The following is a 14,445-nucleotide window of genomic DNA, read 5'->3' as shown; positions in this document are numbered from 1 at the left end:
ATAGTGCCAACAGGATGTAAGGGCCTAAAGATGAAACCCCAAAGGATTGTCAGTTCACTGGTTGGATGCCTGTCGTTGTTGCTGATGCTCAGTTCTGCAAAGGCTCAGTCACCGGTGATGATTACCGTCAGCAAAGGTTTTGGAGTCAGTCTGTATGCTTCCGGTGTGGAAGATGCCAAACAGCTGGCGCTGGGAGAACAGGGTACGCTGTTTGTTGGCAGTGGTGCTGCCGGTAATTTGATGGCGCTGGTCGATGAGAACGCCGATGGCCGGGTGGACAGACGTTATGTCATAGATAGATATCTGCAGCGTCCCGAGGCTCTGGCTTATCATCAGGGCGATCTGTATGTTGCCGAGCGCGACCGGATTCTCAGGTACGCCAATATTGAAGCCAGATTGAAGCGGCCGGTGAAACCCAAAGTGGTGTATTCCGGTTTGCCGCCACAGGAGAACGGCGCAACCCGGACCATGGCATTTGGTCCTGACGGGCTTTTGTATCTGGCGCTGGGAACGCCCTGTAATGTGTGCGATCCCAATGCGCCTTACGGCAGTATTCTGACCATAGATCCTGACAGTGGCGCTGCAACTCAGGTGGCGACCGGGGTACGCCGGGTGCTGGGCATGGATTGGTCTCCCCATGATCAGCGGTTGTGGTTCAGTGACAACAGCCGCGAGTGGATGGGAGACAATCTGCCTGCTGATGAGATTAATCGGGTCGGTCAGGTGGGCAGCCATTTTGGCTTTCCATTTATCCATGGCTCACAAACCCGCGAGCCGAGCTATCAGTTGCCGGCACAATTAAAGGTTGTCGCACCTGAATACGAATTGCCGGCGCACGTGTCTCCGGCCGGTATTCACTTTTATCGGGGCACTGTATTCCCCGACAGATTTCAACAACAGTTGTTTGTTGCTGAGCATGGCTCGACCAATCGCTCCAGCAAGGTAGGGTACCAGGTGGTGGTACTGACGATGGAAGGGAATAAGGTTGTCGACAGGACCCCTCTGGTCAGTTTTCTTGACGGAGAGTTTCCCGTTGCCAGGCCCTACTCACTGGTTACGGCACCCGATGGTGCTTTGTATATTTCCGACGACCTGAAAGGCAATGTTTATCGCCTGTATTACAAAGGGTTGGAAGCAGAATAACAGGAATCAATAGAATGAGTGATTCAATAGATTTGAGTCTTGATGGCGTGGAGCAAATGCCGCTTCGCCGTTTTACCGAAGACGCATATCTGAATTATTCCATGTACGTCATCATGGATCGCGCTTTGCCGCATATCGGCGATGGCTTAAAGCCGGTACAGCGCCGCATTGTTTACGCCATGAGTGAACTGGGTCTCAGCGCACAGGCCAAATACAAGAAATCTGCCCGCACCGTGGGCGACGTATTGGGTAAGTATCACCCCCATGGTGACAGTGCCTGTTATGAAGCAATGGTTCTGATGGCACAGCCTTTTTCCTACCGGTATCCATTGGTGGACGGTCAGGGCAACTGGGGGGCTCCGGACGATCCCAAGTCATTTGCGGCAATGCGTTACACCGAAGCCAAATTGTCAAAATTTGCTGATGTGCTGCTGGGAGAGCTCGGTCAGGGCACGGTGGATTGGGGAGCCAACTTCGATGGCACCATGAAAGAGCCGCTGGTACTGCCTGCCCGTCTGCCACATATTCTGCTCAATGGCATTACCGGTATTGCGGTGGGCATGGCGACTGACATTCCACCGCATAATGTCCGCGAGTTGGCCGCTGCCTGTATCGAACTGCTGGATAATCCATCGGCCGACTTGCCTCGTCTGATGGAGTTTGTTCCGGGCCCTGATTATCCAACAGAGGCAGAGATTGTCACGCCGGCAGATGATATCGCTAGGATTTACCAGTCAGGCCGCGGCAGCATCAAGATGCGGGCCGTTTACAGTGTCGACAATGGTGAAATTGTCATTACTGCGCTGCCACACCAAACCGGTGCCGGTAAGATTCTGGAGCAGATTGCTGCCCAGATGCAGGCCAAGAAGCTGCCCATGGTATCGGATCTGCGGGATGAGTCTGATCACGAAAATCCAGTACGTCTGGTGATTGTGCCACGCTCTAATCGGATTGACTGCGAGCAATTGATGGCCCATCTGTTTGCCACTACAGATCTGGAGAAGAGCTTCAGGGTTAATCTCAATGTGCTGGGGCTGGATGGCCGTCCGAAGGTTAAAGGGCTGAAAGAGCTGCTTGCTGAGTGGCTGGAATTCCGTATTACTACGGTTAAACGTCGTCTGGCTTTCCGTCTGGATAAGGTGCTGGCCCGTCTGCACATTCTTGAAGCGCTGATGATCGCTTTCCTCAATATCGATGAAGTGATTGAGATCATCCGTTTTCACGATGAGCCAAAGGCGGAGTTGATCGCCCGTTTCGCGTTGAGTGACAAACAGGCCGAAGCCATTCTGGAACTCAAGCTGCGGCATCTGGCTAAATTGGAAGAGATGAAAATCAAAGCTGAGCAAAGCGAGCTGGAAGCCGAGCGCGAAAAGCTGGAACTGTTGTTGGGCTCAGATCGTCGCCTCAAGACATTGATCAAGAAAGAGCTGAGTAAAGATGCTGAGCAATTTGGCGATGACAGACGTTCGCCTCTGGTCGAACGCGGTGAGTCCCGGGCACTCAGTGAGCAGGAGCTGGTTCCGGCGGAATCAGTGACAGTGGTGCTGTCTGAAAAAGGCTGGGTGCGATGTGCCAAGGGGCATGATATCGACGCACAGGCACTGTCTTACAAGGCCGGGGACCAATTCCTGTGCTGTGCGCAGGGGCGCAGCAATCAGCCTTGTGTATTCCTCGATTCATCGGGGCGGGCCTTTGCGACTGAAACTCATACCCTGCCTTCTGCGCGCAGCCAGGGTGAACCCATTACCACCCGATTCAATCTGGCTGCCGGAGAGCAGATGGAGCATGTGGTGCTGGGTGAGGAAAAGCAGCACTTTATGCTGGCCAGTGACGCTGGCTATGGCTTTATCTGCAGTTTCAGCGACATGGTTTCCCGCAATAAGGCCGGTAAGGCGTTGTTGAGTCTGCCGGCCAATGCCAAGGTGTTGGCGCCGCAAAAAGTCGTGATGGAAGACAAGCCTTCCATTCTCGCGATTACCAACGAAGGTCGCATGCTGGTGTTCAGCGTCGATGCGCTGCCGCAATTGAGTAAAGGCAAGGGCAACAAGATTATTGGTATTCCCTCCGAGCGGGCTAAAACCCGCGAAGAACTGCTCAGTCATCTGCAATTGGTTCCAGAGGGCAGTGCCGTTACGCTGTGGGCCGGCAAGCGGAAGCTGACGCTGAAGGCGGCTGATTTGGAACACTATCGCGGAGAGCGCGGACGTCGTGGTGCCAAATTGCCAAGAGGTTTGCAACGGGTCGATAAGGTCGAACTGGGGGAGTCACTTGGCGGCGCGCTGTAACTTGAGCGTCCTGCTTTGATAAGAACAAAACCGGCACTCAGGTGTCGGTTTTTTTATGGGCATTTTCAGGGGAGACGTCCTGGACGTCAACGCGCAGGCAACAGGCAAATAGGCTCTGTCAGCCCGCTTCATAGTAGTTTGCCCTGGCATTTATCTCGGCCTTGATTAACTGTCCGGTCTGTTTCAGGCATTTACCACAGGTATTGCCTATCTCCAGTGTGGCCTTGAGCTCACTCAGCGTACATGCACCTTCGGCGATAGCCTGTTTGATTTGACTGTCGGTGACGGCGTGACAGATACACACATACATAGGAACACTCCGGATTTTTGCAGCGCAAGCCTGATTGAGTATGCCTCATCAGTCCAATAGTCGCATGGTCTAATTGTTTAGCCTGTAACTATCAGGCGTTATAAAAGAGAGTGTTCTACACTTATTTACGTCGCTCCCAGTGATACCGACTGCGAGGCTGACAAACATTGGATTGAAATGTGCCTTGCCCGGGCACAGCACGAAAAGTGGCTTCCAGGAGCGCATATGAGAAATAACCAGCCTGTTACCCAGAAAGAAAATGATTATCCAGCGGATTGGATTTTGCTTTCGACCACAGATACCAAAAGTATCATCAAATATGCCAATGACTCCTTCTGTCAGATAGCCGGCTACAAACTGTCTGATTTGGAAGGGCAGCCCCATAACATGGTACGTCATCCGGATATGCCTTCAGCGGCATTCGCCGATCTCTGGACGACGATCAAAAAGGGGCAACCCTGGAAAGGGCTGGTAAAGAATCGTTGTGCCAACGGTGATCACTATTGGGTCGATGCTTATGTCACGCCCATTTCTGAGGGCGGCACAGTGGTGGAGTATCAGTCGGTCAGGGTGAAGCCTAAGCGCGAACAGATAGAGCGGGCGGAGTCTGCCTACAAAGAGTTGAATCAAAAAGGCTCGGTTGCTGCCCTCAAACGTCGGGTGAATACTCAGACCAAACTGTGGATGGTCTATTTGGCAGCCCTGTTACCCATGTTGCTGCTGGCTGTGCAGTCAGGAGTAATGGGGTGGGTGGCTCTGTGCGCCAGCGCAGCCGTGCTGTTCGGTGGTGGATATGCGGTGATGTCCCATTTCAGGGGGTTGATAGAGAAGGCCAAAGGTATTTATGACAGCCCTTTGATGACTTATTTATATACAGGACGAAACGATGATATTGCCGATGTAGAGCTGGCGATGCAGATGCAGGCCTCTGAGCTGAAGGCGCTGCTGGGCCGGGCGCTGGACTCCTGTGAGCAGTCTGGTAAAAATGCCATGTCATCGACTGCCATGAGCGAAGATGTTCAGGGTAACAGCGCCTCCCAACAGGCAGAGATGGATCAGGTCGCCACGGCAATGCAGGAGATGACCGCAACCCTGGCAGATATGGCATCCAACTGCTCTGATGCTGCCAGTGCTTCAGAGAAGGCATCTGCTGAAGCGGTAAATGGCGACAATATTGTTGCGCAAACCGTGGGCGCCATTAAGTCCATGTCCAATCAGTTGAAGGAAACTTCTACCTTTATCACCGCACTGGAAGAGCACAGCAGGGGTATAGGCACAGTGCTGGATGTTATCCAGAGTATCGCTGAGCAAACCAACCTGCTGGCACTTAACGCTGCGATTGAAGCTGCAAGGGCCGGTGAACAGGGACGGGGATTTGCTGTCGTGGCCGATGAGGTTCGGGCGCTGGCGCAAAGAACCCATGAATCAACAACTGAAATCCAGGGGATCATTAATCTGCTACAACAGGGCACCAATAAAGCCGTACAGAGTATGCAGCAGGGGGTTGATGCCGCATCAGGTTGTGTGGATAGGGCTAACGAAGCCGGAGAGGCATTGCGAACCATTCGTGAGGCAGTCGCCATGATCACTGATATGACTCATCACATCGCCAGCGCGGTGGAAGAACAGTCCAGTGTTTCCAACGAAGTAAACCGCAATGTGGTTAATGTATCCCAGCTGACCAAAGCCAGTAATCAGCTTGGTCAGCAGATGGTTGGACTCAATAAAGATGTGCTGGATAAGATCACCTCGCAGCGGGTGCTGGTCGAAGAATTCCTGGACCGCAGTCTCAAGCAGGGGTAAACCTTTTCCGGGCAAAGGCACAAAGCAAAAAACCGATACTTATGTATCGGTTTTTTTATGTCTCAATCTGTTTCAGGTTAGCTGTTGTATTGGATTGTGAAGCAAGGCTTGGTTATCGGCTCAACGGTGTATGTGCGTTAATAGCCTTGCTGGAAGCATACCTGATGGGTTAGAGACTGGCCGGTAAGGTAAAGTTTGTAATTGTGAAAGAAGATTTCCATTACCTGCTCAGGAAAGCTGGGCGCGGCAATGTGAGGCGTAATCGTGGCATTGGGACGTGACCAGATAGGGTGGTTGGCAGGCAGGGGCTCCTGATTAAACACATCGAGAATTGCCTGTTGCTCGGGATAATGAGACAGCTGCACATCCAAAGCTTCCAGATCCAGTACATCGCCTCTACCCAAATTGCACAATACCGCATTGGGTTTAATCAGTGACAGTATCTCTGCATTCAGAATTCCCCGGGTCTGGGGCGTACTGGGTAACACGTTGGCGATGGCATCAGCCTGTGCAATAAAATCCGGTAAATCCTGCAGTGTCCCGACGCGATCGAAACTCTCTACCGCCTGTCCGCCTCGGTTAATTCCCGACACCAACATGCCAAAATGCTTGGCTGTGGTTGCTATGTGCTGGGCGATGGAACCGGTTCCCAAGAGCAACAAATGTTGCCCCTGAAGTGTTTTAAAACTGCCCGGACGCCAGACCCTGTCCTGCTGCTGTTGTCGATATTTGGCATGCTGACGCTTGTGAGCCAGCAGATACCCAAACAAATATTCGCTCATTAACGGACCGAATATACCTTTGATATTAGTCAGCAGATAATCTTGCCTCAGTCGGGGACGCATCAGCGGATCTACCCCGGCGAAAGTTGACTGAAGCCACTTAAGTCTGGTGGCATGCCCCAGCAGAGGCGCGGCCAGAGCTGGCTCCGCCAGCCAGATATCGGCTTCCTTGATATTACTAGGTTCTTCTCCCAGCAAAATGAGTCCGGGCGGAGCACTGTTCTCCAGCATGCTGCGATATTGATCATTGTGCCTGGTCAAAAGTAACAGCTTGTGTTCCATAGTAATTTCCGTTCATTCAGACTACAGAGAGAAGACCCGGGACAAGTGCCGGATATTGCATTTGCCCTCTCTTCTAATAATGGCAAAGATCTACCGGGCTGCTTGAGTTATGGCTTTATGTTGCAGATGGTAAATACTTTGTTATTAATATCATACGAATGGCTTATATGACTACTCCGAGGAGGCATTGCCGAGGAGCTGATCAATACAGTTTCTCGCCTTATCCGGGAAATTACTGAAAATACCATCGACGCCAAGCTTCAGCATCCATTTAATATCTTCTTTTCGATCAACGGTATAGACATAAACTTTAAGGCCACGTTGATGAGCGTCCTGCACCATTTCCGCGGTGATGAAATTAATGTCCAAATGGACTGAATAGGCATTCAGTGCTGAGCCCGCGGCGGCCAGTTCCAAAGGTTCACCTTCAATCAAAGGGGCTACCAGGGCATCAGGAAATGCTTGTTTAATTTGCTGCAGGTATCTGTGGTTGAACGACGAGATAAGTAACTGTTCGGCTCGATAGCCCAGCTGGTCAATGAGTTTGGGGTATATGTCGATAAGCGCAGAAGGGGTTTCGGCACCTTTGAGTTCAATATTGACCAGTGGCTTTGGTGTCATCGCCGCCATCAAAGCCCAAAGAGAGGGGATCGTTTCGCCATCCAGCGTGATATTGGCCAGTTCATCCAGAGTGATATTGGCAATCAGGCCCTGTCCGGATGACTTGGGATCGAGCCAGCGATCGTGAAAAACCATCAATTCACCTTCCACCAAATGTACATCCAGCTCAACCGCCTCGGCTCCCAGAGACAAGGCCAGTTGCATGGCCTTGATGGTGTTCTCCGGCGCATAGCCACTGGCACCGCGATGGGCAAAAATCAACATGGATTAACTCCTGATTTATCTGATCAATCCCTGGCCGGCATCCCTGTGTTGCTGTGGATTGAGGTGGATCTCCAGCTGAGGATAGGCCAGCTCGAGATTATTTTCCTTCAGTTTGCCGCTGATCAGTTTGTGCAGCGCATGACGCAGTGGCCAGCGGGCGTTCATGTCCTTGGCATAGGCCCGCACTTCGTAATCCTGGGTATGCTGGCCAAATCCGGCGAACCACACTTCGGGTTCAGGAACATCCAGCGCCTCATTGCATTCTTTTACCGCCTGATAGAGTGAGGCTTCCACTTTGGCCGGATCTGAGTCTCTGGCAACGGAGACATTAATGATTACCCGGGTGATAGGATCGGACAGCGACCAGTTGATCAGCTGCTCAGTAATGAAGGCCTTATTGGGTACGATGATCTCCTTTCTGTCCCAGTCGACAATAGTAGTTGCGCGGATCTGAATCTTGCTGACGGTGCCGGTCAACTCTCTGATTGTCACTGTGTCTCCGATACGTACTGGTTTTTCAAACAGAATAATCAGGCCTGAAATAAAGTTGGCGAAGATTTCCTGCAAACCAAAGCCCAGGCCCACCGACAATGCCGCAATCAGCCACTGCAGTTTGCTCCATTCCATACCCAGGGTGGAGAAGCCGACCAGCGAGCCGAACAATACCACCAGATAGCGGCTGACGGTGGTGATCGCAAAGCCGGTTCCCGGTGTCAGGTCAAGCCGTTGCAGGATCATCAGTTCAAGCAGGCCTGGCAGATTGGTGGCAATCATCATTGAGAAGGCGAAAATAATCAGGCCAAAGAATACGGATTTAAGAGTGACCGGTACCTGTTGCTCAATACCATTGATGACGCTGTTGCTGGTCCACAGCGTTACGCCGTCAAGGAAGGAGAACAGCGCCGTATGGGTCTGACTCCACAGACCAATCAGGCTGGCCAGCAGCGCCAGCAACAGCAAAGACCGCACCAGCCCCAGTGATTGACTGGAGATGGTTTCCAGATCGACGACCGGCTCTTCATAGGTATCCGGTTGTTCGTTGTTGGCCGACTCTCCTTTACCCCGTTGAGCGAGAATTTCGGCCCGGCGTGCCTTGGCACGATCAAAGGCAATACGGCGTCGTTCGATCAACATCCAGCGACGGATAAGTTGGTAAGCCAGCAGGAAGCTCAGGCCCACCACCAAGGACAGTTGCAGTTGCAGCAGCATCTGGAACGCAGTGAAGTAGTAACCCAGGATCGCCAGCATGGCACTTGCCAGCGGCACCAGCAGCAGCGCCAGCCACAATACTCTGTGTAACAACTGCTTGTTTTTGCCATCTTCATCAGTGCTTTGACGGAATTTTCGCGAAATGGTCAATGCGTCTTTATAGAGCAAAAACAGAAAAATACAGAAGATGATAAAGGCACCCCGTCCCAGGCTGTTGCGGATTGGCGAGGAGTCCAGAACTTCTGTGAAGCCCATGAGACCGAGCAGGGGGGTCGCGAACCACACAAAGCGTCGAAGACGGCTAGTGATATCCTGCACCATTTTCGCTGGACGGCCAAAGTGGGCGATAAGCACGCCCTTCTCGCCGGATAGCAGACGATAGAAGCGATACAGCAATTGCAGGCAGCCCATGGCGACAATGCCCATGCCCACTGCCTGAACGAAGTTATGGGTGGCTTCATAGAAGATGAGACCCGCGGCGATAATCGGCATGGGCCAAATCAATGAATAGCCGGCAGAAACCAGCAGCGCTTTGAAGGTAAAAGTGAAATTATCCTGAGTTACATTACCTACATGAGCTGCATAGCGCTTTAACGTACTCTTGAATTTTGGCGCCAGCAGATCCTGCACCATCAGGCAGGTGACCAGCAAAATTATCCACCATGCCCAGAGAAACTGTTGTTCATCCAATGCCTTGGGCAGCTCATACCAGGGCGCCTGTTCTACCAGCCAAACGGATGAGCGCTGCAACTCTGTCAGCCAGAGTTTGCCTATCGCGTTGGCATTGGGTACCCAGAATAAATGTTCATTGAGCGTACTTCTGAGTGTTTCGTATTGCTGCTTGAGCTGCTCATAGCTGAGTTTAAGTTTGGCCAGCTCCGTCAGATAGAGATCGTAAGCTTCCAGCAACTTACCTATTAATACCTGCTGGGATACCAGCAGTTTTTGCTGCTCAGCGCCGCCGGAATCAAGGCTGAGCTGTTGCTGATTGGCGACCTGCAGCTGCTCGATATGGTAACGGGCCAGTCGGGTATCGGCGATTTCGCCCTGCAATTTCTCGGGACTGGGAGGCTTGGGCAGCGCCTGCAGCATCTGCAGGAAGCGATCGCCAAAGGCAGAATTGAGCTTTACCCAGGTGATTTGCTCCTGGATATTGGACAACTGCTTGGCTTGCTGCTGATAACGGGTTTCCGCCCGCGCCTGGGCGTTAAGGGTCTGATTGATATCCTGGGTGAGTGCCCTGAGCTGTTCGCCCAGCTCCAGGTTGACTCTGTTGATATCGATGGCAAGCGGATCGGTCAGTTGTGCATCATCGATAATATTGTTGGCCAGCGTTCTGTCGGTGTTCGACATTTGTTGTGCGGCGATGGCCTGATTGAGCACTTCCATCAATTGCTCTTGCTGGTGCAGTTGGGCTCTGACCAGCTGCAGACGCATCTGTGCCATCTCCAGACGCGCCGGACTGCTGTCGAGTTCCGCTTCCAGTGTCAGCAATTGCTGTTGATACAGCCTGCGCTGAGCATGCTGCAGGGCTCCGGAAGGGGTATCCGCCGGCAGCAGTGTGGTGCGCTGATTTTGCAGTGCCGAGTCCCGGGCATCACGGATGAGTCCGGGCAGCTGCTTTTGCCGCTCAAGCTGAGTTGCAATTTGCTTGCTCAGCAGCGCCTCACTCTCTTTCAATTCTGACAACTGAAGGTGAGCCAGTGAAGCCTGCTGACGTAAATCCACTTCCCCCTGAACCTGTAACGGTGTGGTCGCATCCTGCTGCTGTTTGGCGAAGTTATGTCGTGAGGCTGACAAGTCAGCCAGTGCCCGATTGTAGCCCTCTGCAGCCAGAGTCAGCGCGGTAATTTTGTCTTCCAGTTGGGAGAGTTTTTCTGCCGGGCTCAGCTCCTGAACAGCCGAATTGTTCATGCCCAGACGCTTGTCCAGTCCCAACGCAGGATTTGCCTGAGCGACAACGGAAAACAAACACAGCAGCAGAAGAATATTTCGTATCATGGGAAGGTATTTGAGCCAGCGGGTAACCCGATGATCTTATCTAAGTTACCTGGTTAAAGATATGCTTACAGTGCTATTTGGTGCGGTTTTTTGACCTGTGACTCTGCGCGGTTTCAAACAGGGCGGTAGTCACAATCAGTGCTCCGCCAATGAAGGTTGACAGCTGCAACTTCTCCCCCAGAAACAGGTACGCAAAGACAGTGCCGTACAGCGGTTGCAGGCAGGCAACCAAGCCCACGGTTTTGGCTTTCAGGTGCCTGAGTGCGGAGGTAAACAGAGCATGGGGCATGGCGGTAAAGACAATCCCCAGTAGCAGGAATAGCGCCCAGCTATCGCTGGACAATGATGTCAGCTGAGTATCCACAAAGGGTAATAACATCAGGGCTGCCACACCGGTTTGATAAAACATGGCATGGGCGCCGCCATAGCCGGAAAAGCGGTATTTTTGCAGCAGATTCCGGGCGGTGAACAGCATCGCTGATAGTACACCGGTCAAAATCCCCAGTGTGACCTGGTTGCCGAGACTAATTTCCGGGATCAGCAAATAGATACCCAGCAACACCAATAAGCCGCTGCCGATATCTTTAATTTCCGGCGGCTTTCGGTGCAGCAGAGGTTCTATCAGGACGGTCATCACCGGATAACTGAAGAAGGCAATCATGCCTATGGCGATGGAGGAAAGTTGCATGGCGCCGAAGTAGGTCACCCAATGCAATCCAACCAAAACTCCAAGTATCAGCGCGATACCGTAATCGGCCATGGTTCGCAGTCGGATGGGGTGACGGCTGGCTTTGACCAGCAACCCCAGTGCCACACAGGCAATTGCCGCCCGGATCATGGTGATATCCAGGGCAGTAAGTGGCAGTAAGCGGGAGAAAAGAGCTGTGCCACCAAACAGGGCGGTAGCGAGATGAAGTTGCAGCAGCCCCTGATGAGCTGCTGCCGGATGAAGATCAGTCGCGGATCTTGGCAAAAGGACGTCCCATCCGTGTGACGGCTTCGGGCTTTACGCCCTCGGCAAATGCATCCAATGCATCTTTGGCAAACAGCATGACCACAGTGCTGCCCAGTTTAAAGCGTCCCATCTCTTCCCCTTTTTCCAGGGTGATGGCATCCGGGCCTTCGGTGGGGTAATCCCAGGTGAACACCTGTTTGCCGGTCGGTGGAGTAATAGTGCCTGCCCAAACGGTTTCTATGCTGGCAACAATCGTCGCGCCTACCAATACCATCGCCATGGGGCCGATTTGGGTTTCAAAAATCGCCACAACCCTTTCATTGCGGGCAAACAGGCCGGGCACGTTTTGTGCGGTCAGAGGATTAACCGAGAACAGCTCGCCCGGTACGTAGGTCATTTTCGACAACGTGCCTTTAATCGGCATGTGGATACGATGGTAATCCTTGGGTGCCAGATAAATAGTGGCGAAATCTCCGCCGGCAAAGCGGTCGGCATCGTCCTGCTGATTACCCAGCAGTGCCAGAGAGGTGAAGTGGTGCCCCTTGGCCTGAAAAATCCGGCCTTCCTCGATAGGACCACACTGGCTGACTGCACCGTCAACGGGATGGACTATCATCTGTGGATCATCACACAGCGGGCGCACCCCTGGTCTCAATGCGCGGGTAAAAAAGTCGTTGAAGGTTTTGTACGCTTCAGGCGCTGGCTGAGCCGCTTCGCTCATATCAATCTTGTATTGCCTGATAAACCACTTGATTACGTTGGTGGTCAGCGCGCCAGCCTGTGCGGCAGCCAGTTTACCTACCAAGCGTGACAACAGGTGTTTGGGCAACACATATTGCAAAGCCACTTTCAATTTATCCAACTTTCGTTCCTCAACTGCGGTTGATTATTCTTAAACATTCAGTCATCGAGACCAGGACGGAAATGACGGGCATGCCGCTGTTCATCCAGGCTGGCGATGATTCTGTGATAATTCTGGAATCTGTCTTTGGCAATTTTGCCTGCTTCAACTGCTTCCCGTAAAGCACAGCCGGGATCATCGCCGTGTTTACAGTCGCGGAATTTGCAGCCGCCCAGATAATCCCGGAATTCGACGAAACACCAGCCCACCCTGTCAGCAGGCAGATGCCACAGAGCGAATTCGCGTACGCCGGGAGAATCAATCAAATCCCCCCCGGATGCGAAGTGCAGCAATTTGGCCGTGGTGGTGGTGTGTTGTCCAAGACCGGATACATCGGATATGGCACCGGTTAACAGTTGCGCATCTGGCATCAGGGCGTTGATCAGCGATGATTTTCCGACACCAGATTGACCGGCAAATACGCTGGTCTTATCTTTCAGCAGCTCTTTAAGCTCGGCGATACCTTCGCCGGATCTGGAGCTGACCAGATACACCGGATAACCGATATCCCGATACCTTTGCAGCGCCGCTTCGATCTCGCGGCGATTGGTGTCATCCAGCAGGTCGACTTTGTTGAGCACAATAACAGGCGGGATTTCAGTATCTTCCGAAGCGACCAGATAACGATCGATAATCTGGGTGGTAAAGCTGGGCAGCACAGAAGAGACAATCAGTATCTGATCAATGTTGGCGGCGATAATCTTTACGCCATCATAGAGATCGGGGCGGCTCAGCGAAGACGTGCGGGGATGCACGGCTTCGACCACACCCCCTATCGCGGCCTGAATGTCTTTGTTCAGGCGAACCACGACTTTATCACCACAGACCAAACTGCCTATGGTACGACGCATGTTGCAGCGGGTGACCTGACCGTCCTGGGTTTCAATATCAGCGTGTTGGCCAAAGCGGGAGATCACGGTTCCGGGTTGTTCCGGTCCAAGTGAACTATCCTGTATGTCAAGGGACTGATTTTGTTGATCAGCTTTTTGCAATCGCTTTTCATGGTTGGCGCGCATCCGGCGCAATTGACCGCGATTGAGGGGTTTCTTCTTAGTCACAGATGTGTCTCATCGACAAAGATGATTTTGTGTCGTTTAAAAAAGCAGTATGATACACGGTCTTTAAGAAAAAAGCCTGAGTTTAGGCAAAACGAGGAAGATAGGCAGATCTATGACTGCAGATGTAAAGAACCTGATTTGGATTGATTTGGAGATGACTGGCCTGGAGCCTGAAACGGACCGCATTCTGGAGATCGCCACTATGGTGACCGATGAAAATCTGAATGTACTGGCTCAGGGACCTGTAATTGCCATCCATCAATCCGATGAAGTGCTGGCAGGCATGGATGACTGGAATCAAAAGCACCACGGTGAGTCAGGGCTTATCGACAGAGTTAAAGCCAGTGACTACAGTGAAGCGCGCGCCATGGAAGAAACCCTGGTATTTCTGCGTCAGCACGTACCTGCGGGTAAATCACCTATGTGCGGTAACAGCGTAGGCCAGGATCGTCGATTCCTGAATAAGTATATGCGCGAGCTGGAAGAGCATTTCCATTACCGCAACCTGGACGTCAGCACCGTCAAGGAGTTGGTGCGTCGCTGGAACCCTGAGTTGTTGGAAGGTTTTGTTAAGCAAAATACCCACCAGGCACTGCAGGATATCAAAGAGTCTATCGGTGAATTGCGCTACTATCGCGAGACAGTATTCAAAATTTGACCGCTTGGATGAATATTCCGAATGAAGGGGTTGCAGCAAGAATATTTTTGCATATAATGCAGCCTCACTTCTCCGGCAGTCCCTGATTTTATCGGGAGTTGCTGGGAATGGAATGCGACATTAGCTCAGTTGGTAGAGCGATACCTTGCCAAGGTATAGGTCATCGGTTCGAA

Annotated in this window: 11 protein-coding genes; 4 read left to right on the top strand and 7 right to left on the bottom strand. The window is 52.3% G+C overall.

Annotation, left to right across the window (positions count from 1 at the left end; translation table 11 throughout):
* Nucleotides 1-30: 30 nt before the first annotated feature.
* Both ACRRUX_RS14305 and parC read left to right on the top strand, forming a co-directional pair.
* On the top strand, nucleotides 31-1,143 hold the full coding sequence (locus tag ACRRUX_RS14305; RefSeq protein ID WP_432531501.1) for a PQQ-dependent sugar dehydrogenase: 1,113 nt from the start codon (nucleotides 31-33) through the stop codon (nucleotides 1,141-1,143).
* Nucleotides 1,144-1,157: 14 nt separating this feature from the next.
* The gene (gene parC / locus ACRRUX_RS14300; protein ID WP_432531499.1) at nucleotides 1,158-3,428 is read left to right on the top strand and encodes a DNA topoisomerase IV subunit A; all 2,271 of its coding nucleotides are present in this window, start codon (nucleotides 1,158-1,160) and stop codon (nucleotides 3,426-3,428) included.
* A gap of 118 nt (nucleotides 3,429-3,546) precedes the next feature.
* Here parC and ACRRUX_RS14295 read toward each other — a convergent pair whose 3' ends face one another.
* A complete protein-coding gene (locus tag ACRRUX_RS14295; RefSeq protein ID WP_432531497.1) occupies nucleotides 3,547-3,738 on the bottom strand; it encodes a (2Fe-2S)-binding protein in 192 nt (63 codons plus the stop codon).
* A gap of 225 nt (nucleotides 3,739-3,963) precedes the next feature.
* Between ACRRUX_RS14295 and ACRRUX_RS14290 the strand changes: the two genes are divergently transcribed.
* Nucleotides 3,964-5,541: a methyl-accepting chemotaxis protein gene (locus ACRRUX_RS14290; protein WP_432531495.1), complete on the top strand. Its 1,578-nt coding sequence runs from the start codon at nucleotides 3,964-3,966 to the stop codon at nucleotides 5,539-5,541.
* A gap of 137 nt (nucleotides 5,542-5,678) precedes the next feature.
* On the opposite strand, the gene ACRRUX_RS14285 is transcribed toward ACRRUX_RS14290, so the two are convergent.
* The 6 genes from ACRRUX_RS14285 to rsgA form a co-directional block, all read right to left on the bottom strand.
* A complete protein-coding gene (locus ACRRUX_RS14285; protein ID WP_432531493.1) occupies nucleotides 5,679-6,605 on the bottom strand; it encodes a D-2-hydroxyacid dehydrogenase in 927 nt (308 codons plus the stop codon).
* Between the two features lie 171 nt (nucleotides 6,606-6,776).
* Nucleotides 6,777-7,490 carry a glycerophosphodiester phosphodiesterase gene (locus ACRRUX_RS14280; RefSeq protein WP_432531491.1) on the bottom strand — a complete coding sequence of 238 codons (714 nt, stop codon included), beginning with the start codon at nucleotides 7,488-7,490 and terminating at the stop codon, nucleotides 6,777-6,779.
* 15 nt (nucleotides 7,491-7,505) lie between these two features.
* Entirely contained in the window at nucleotides 7,506-10,700 is a 3,195-nt protein-coding gene (locus ACRRUX_RS14275; RefSeq protein WP_432531489.1) for a mechanosensitive ion channel domain-containing protein, read from the bottom strand.
* A 73-nt stretch (nucleotides 10,701-10,773) separates the two neighbouring features.
* Nucleotides 10,774-11,673, bottom strand: a complete 900-nt coding sequence (locus tag ACRRUX_RS14270; RefSeq protein WP_432531487.1) for a DMT family transporter — start codon at nucleotides 11,671-11,673, stop codon at nucleotides 10,774-10,776.
* Nucleotides 11,654-12,517, bottom strand: coding sequence for an archaetidylserine decarboxylase (gene asd / locus ACRRUX_RS14265; protein WP_432531485.1), 864 nt, complete (start codon nucleotides 12,515-12,517; stop codon nucleotides 11,654-11,656). The genes ACRRUX_RS14270 and asd overlap by 20 nt, the downstream gene beginning before the upstream one ends.
* A 38-nt stretch (nucleotides 12,518-12,555) precedes the next feature.
* On the bottom strand, nucleotides 12,556-13,614 hold the full coding sequence (gene rsgA / locus ACRRUX_RS14260; RefSeq protein WP_432531483.1) for a small ribosomal subunit biogenesis GTPase RsgA: 1,059 nt from the start codon (nucleotides 13,612-13,614) through the stop codon (nucleotides 12,556-12,558).
* A 112-nt stretch (nucleotides 13,615-13,726) separates the two neighbouring features.
* On the opposite strand from rsgA, the gene orn reads away from it, so the two are divergent.
* Nucleotides 13,727-14,272 (top strand): oligoribonuclease, encoded by a 546-nt coding sequence (gene orn / locus ACRRUX_RS14255; RefSeq protein WP_432531481.1) that lies wholly within the window; start codon nucleotides 13,727-13,729, stop codon nucleotides 14,270-14,272.
* The last annotated feature ends 173 nt before the right edge of the window (nucleotides 14,273-14,445 follow it).

It is taken from the genome of Shewanella sp. GXUN23E (assembly GCF_050865035.1).
GTDB lineage: Bacteria > Pseudomonadota > Gammaproteobacteria > Enterobacterales > Shewanellaceae > Shewanella.
This window is presented reverse-complemented; position numbering and strand designations above follow the sequence as displayed.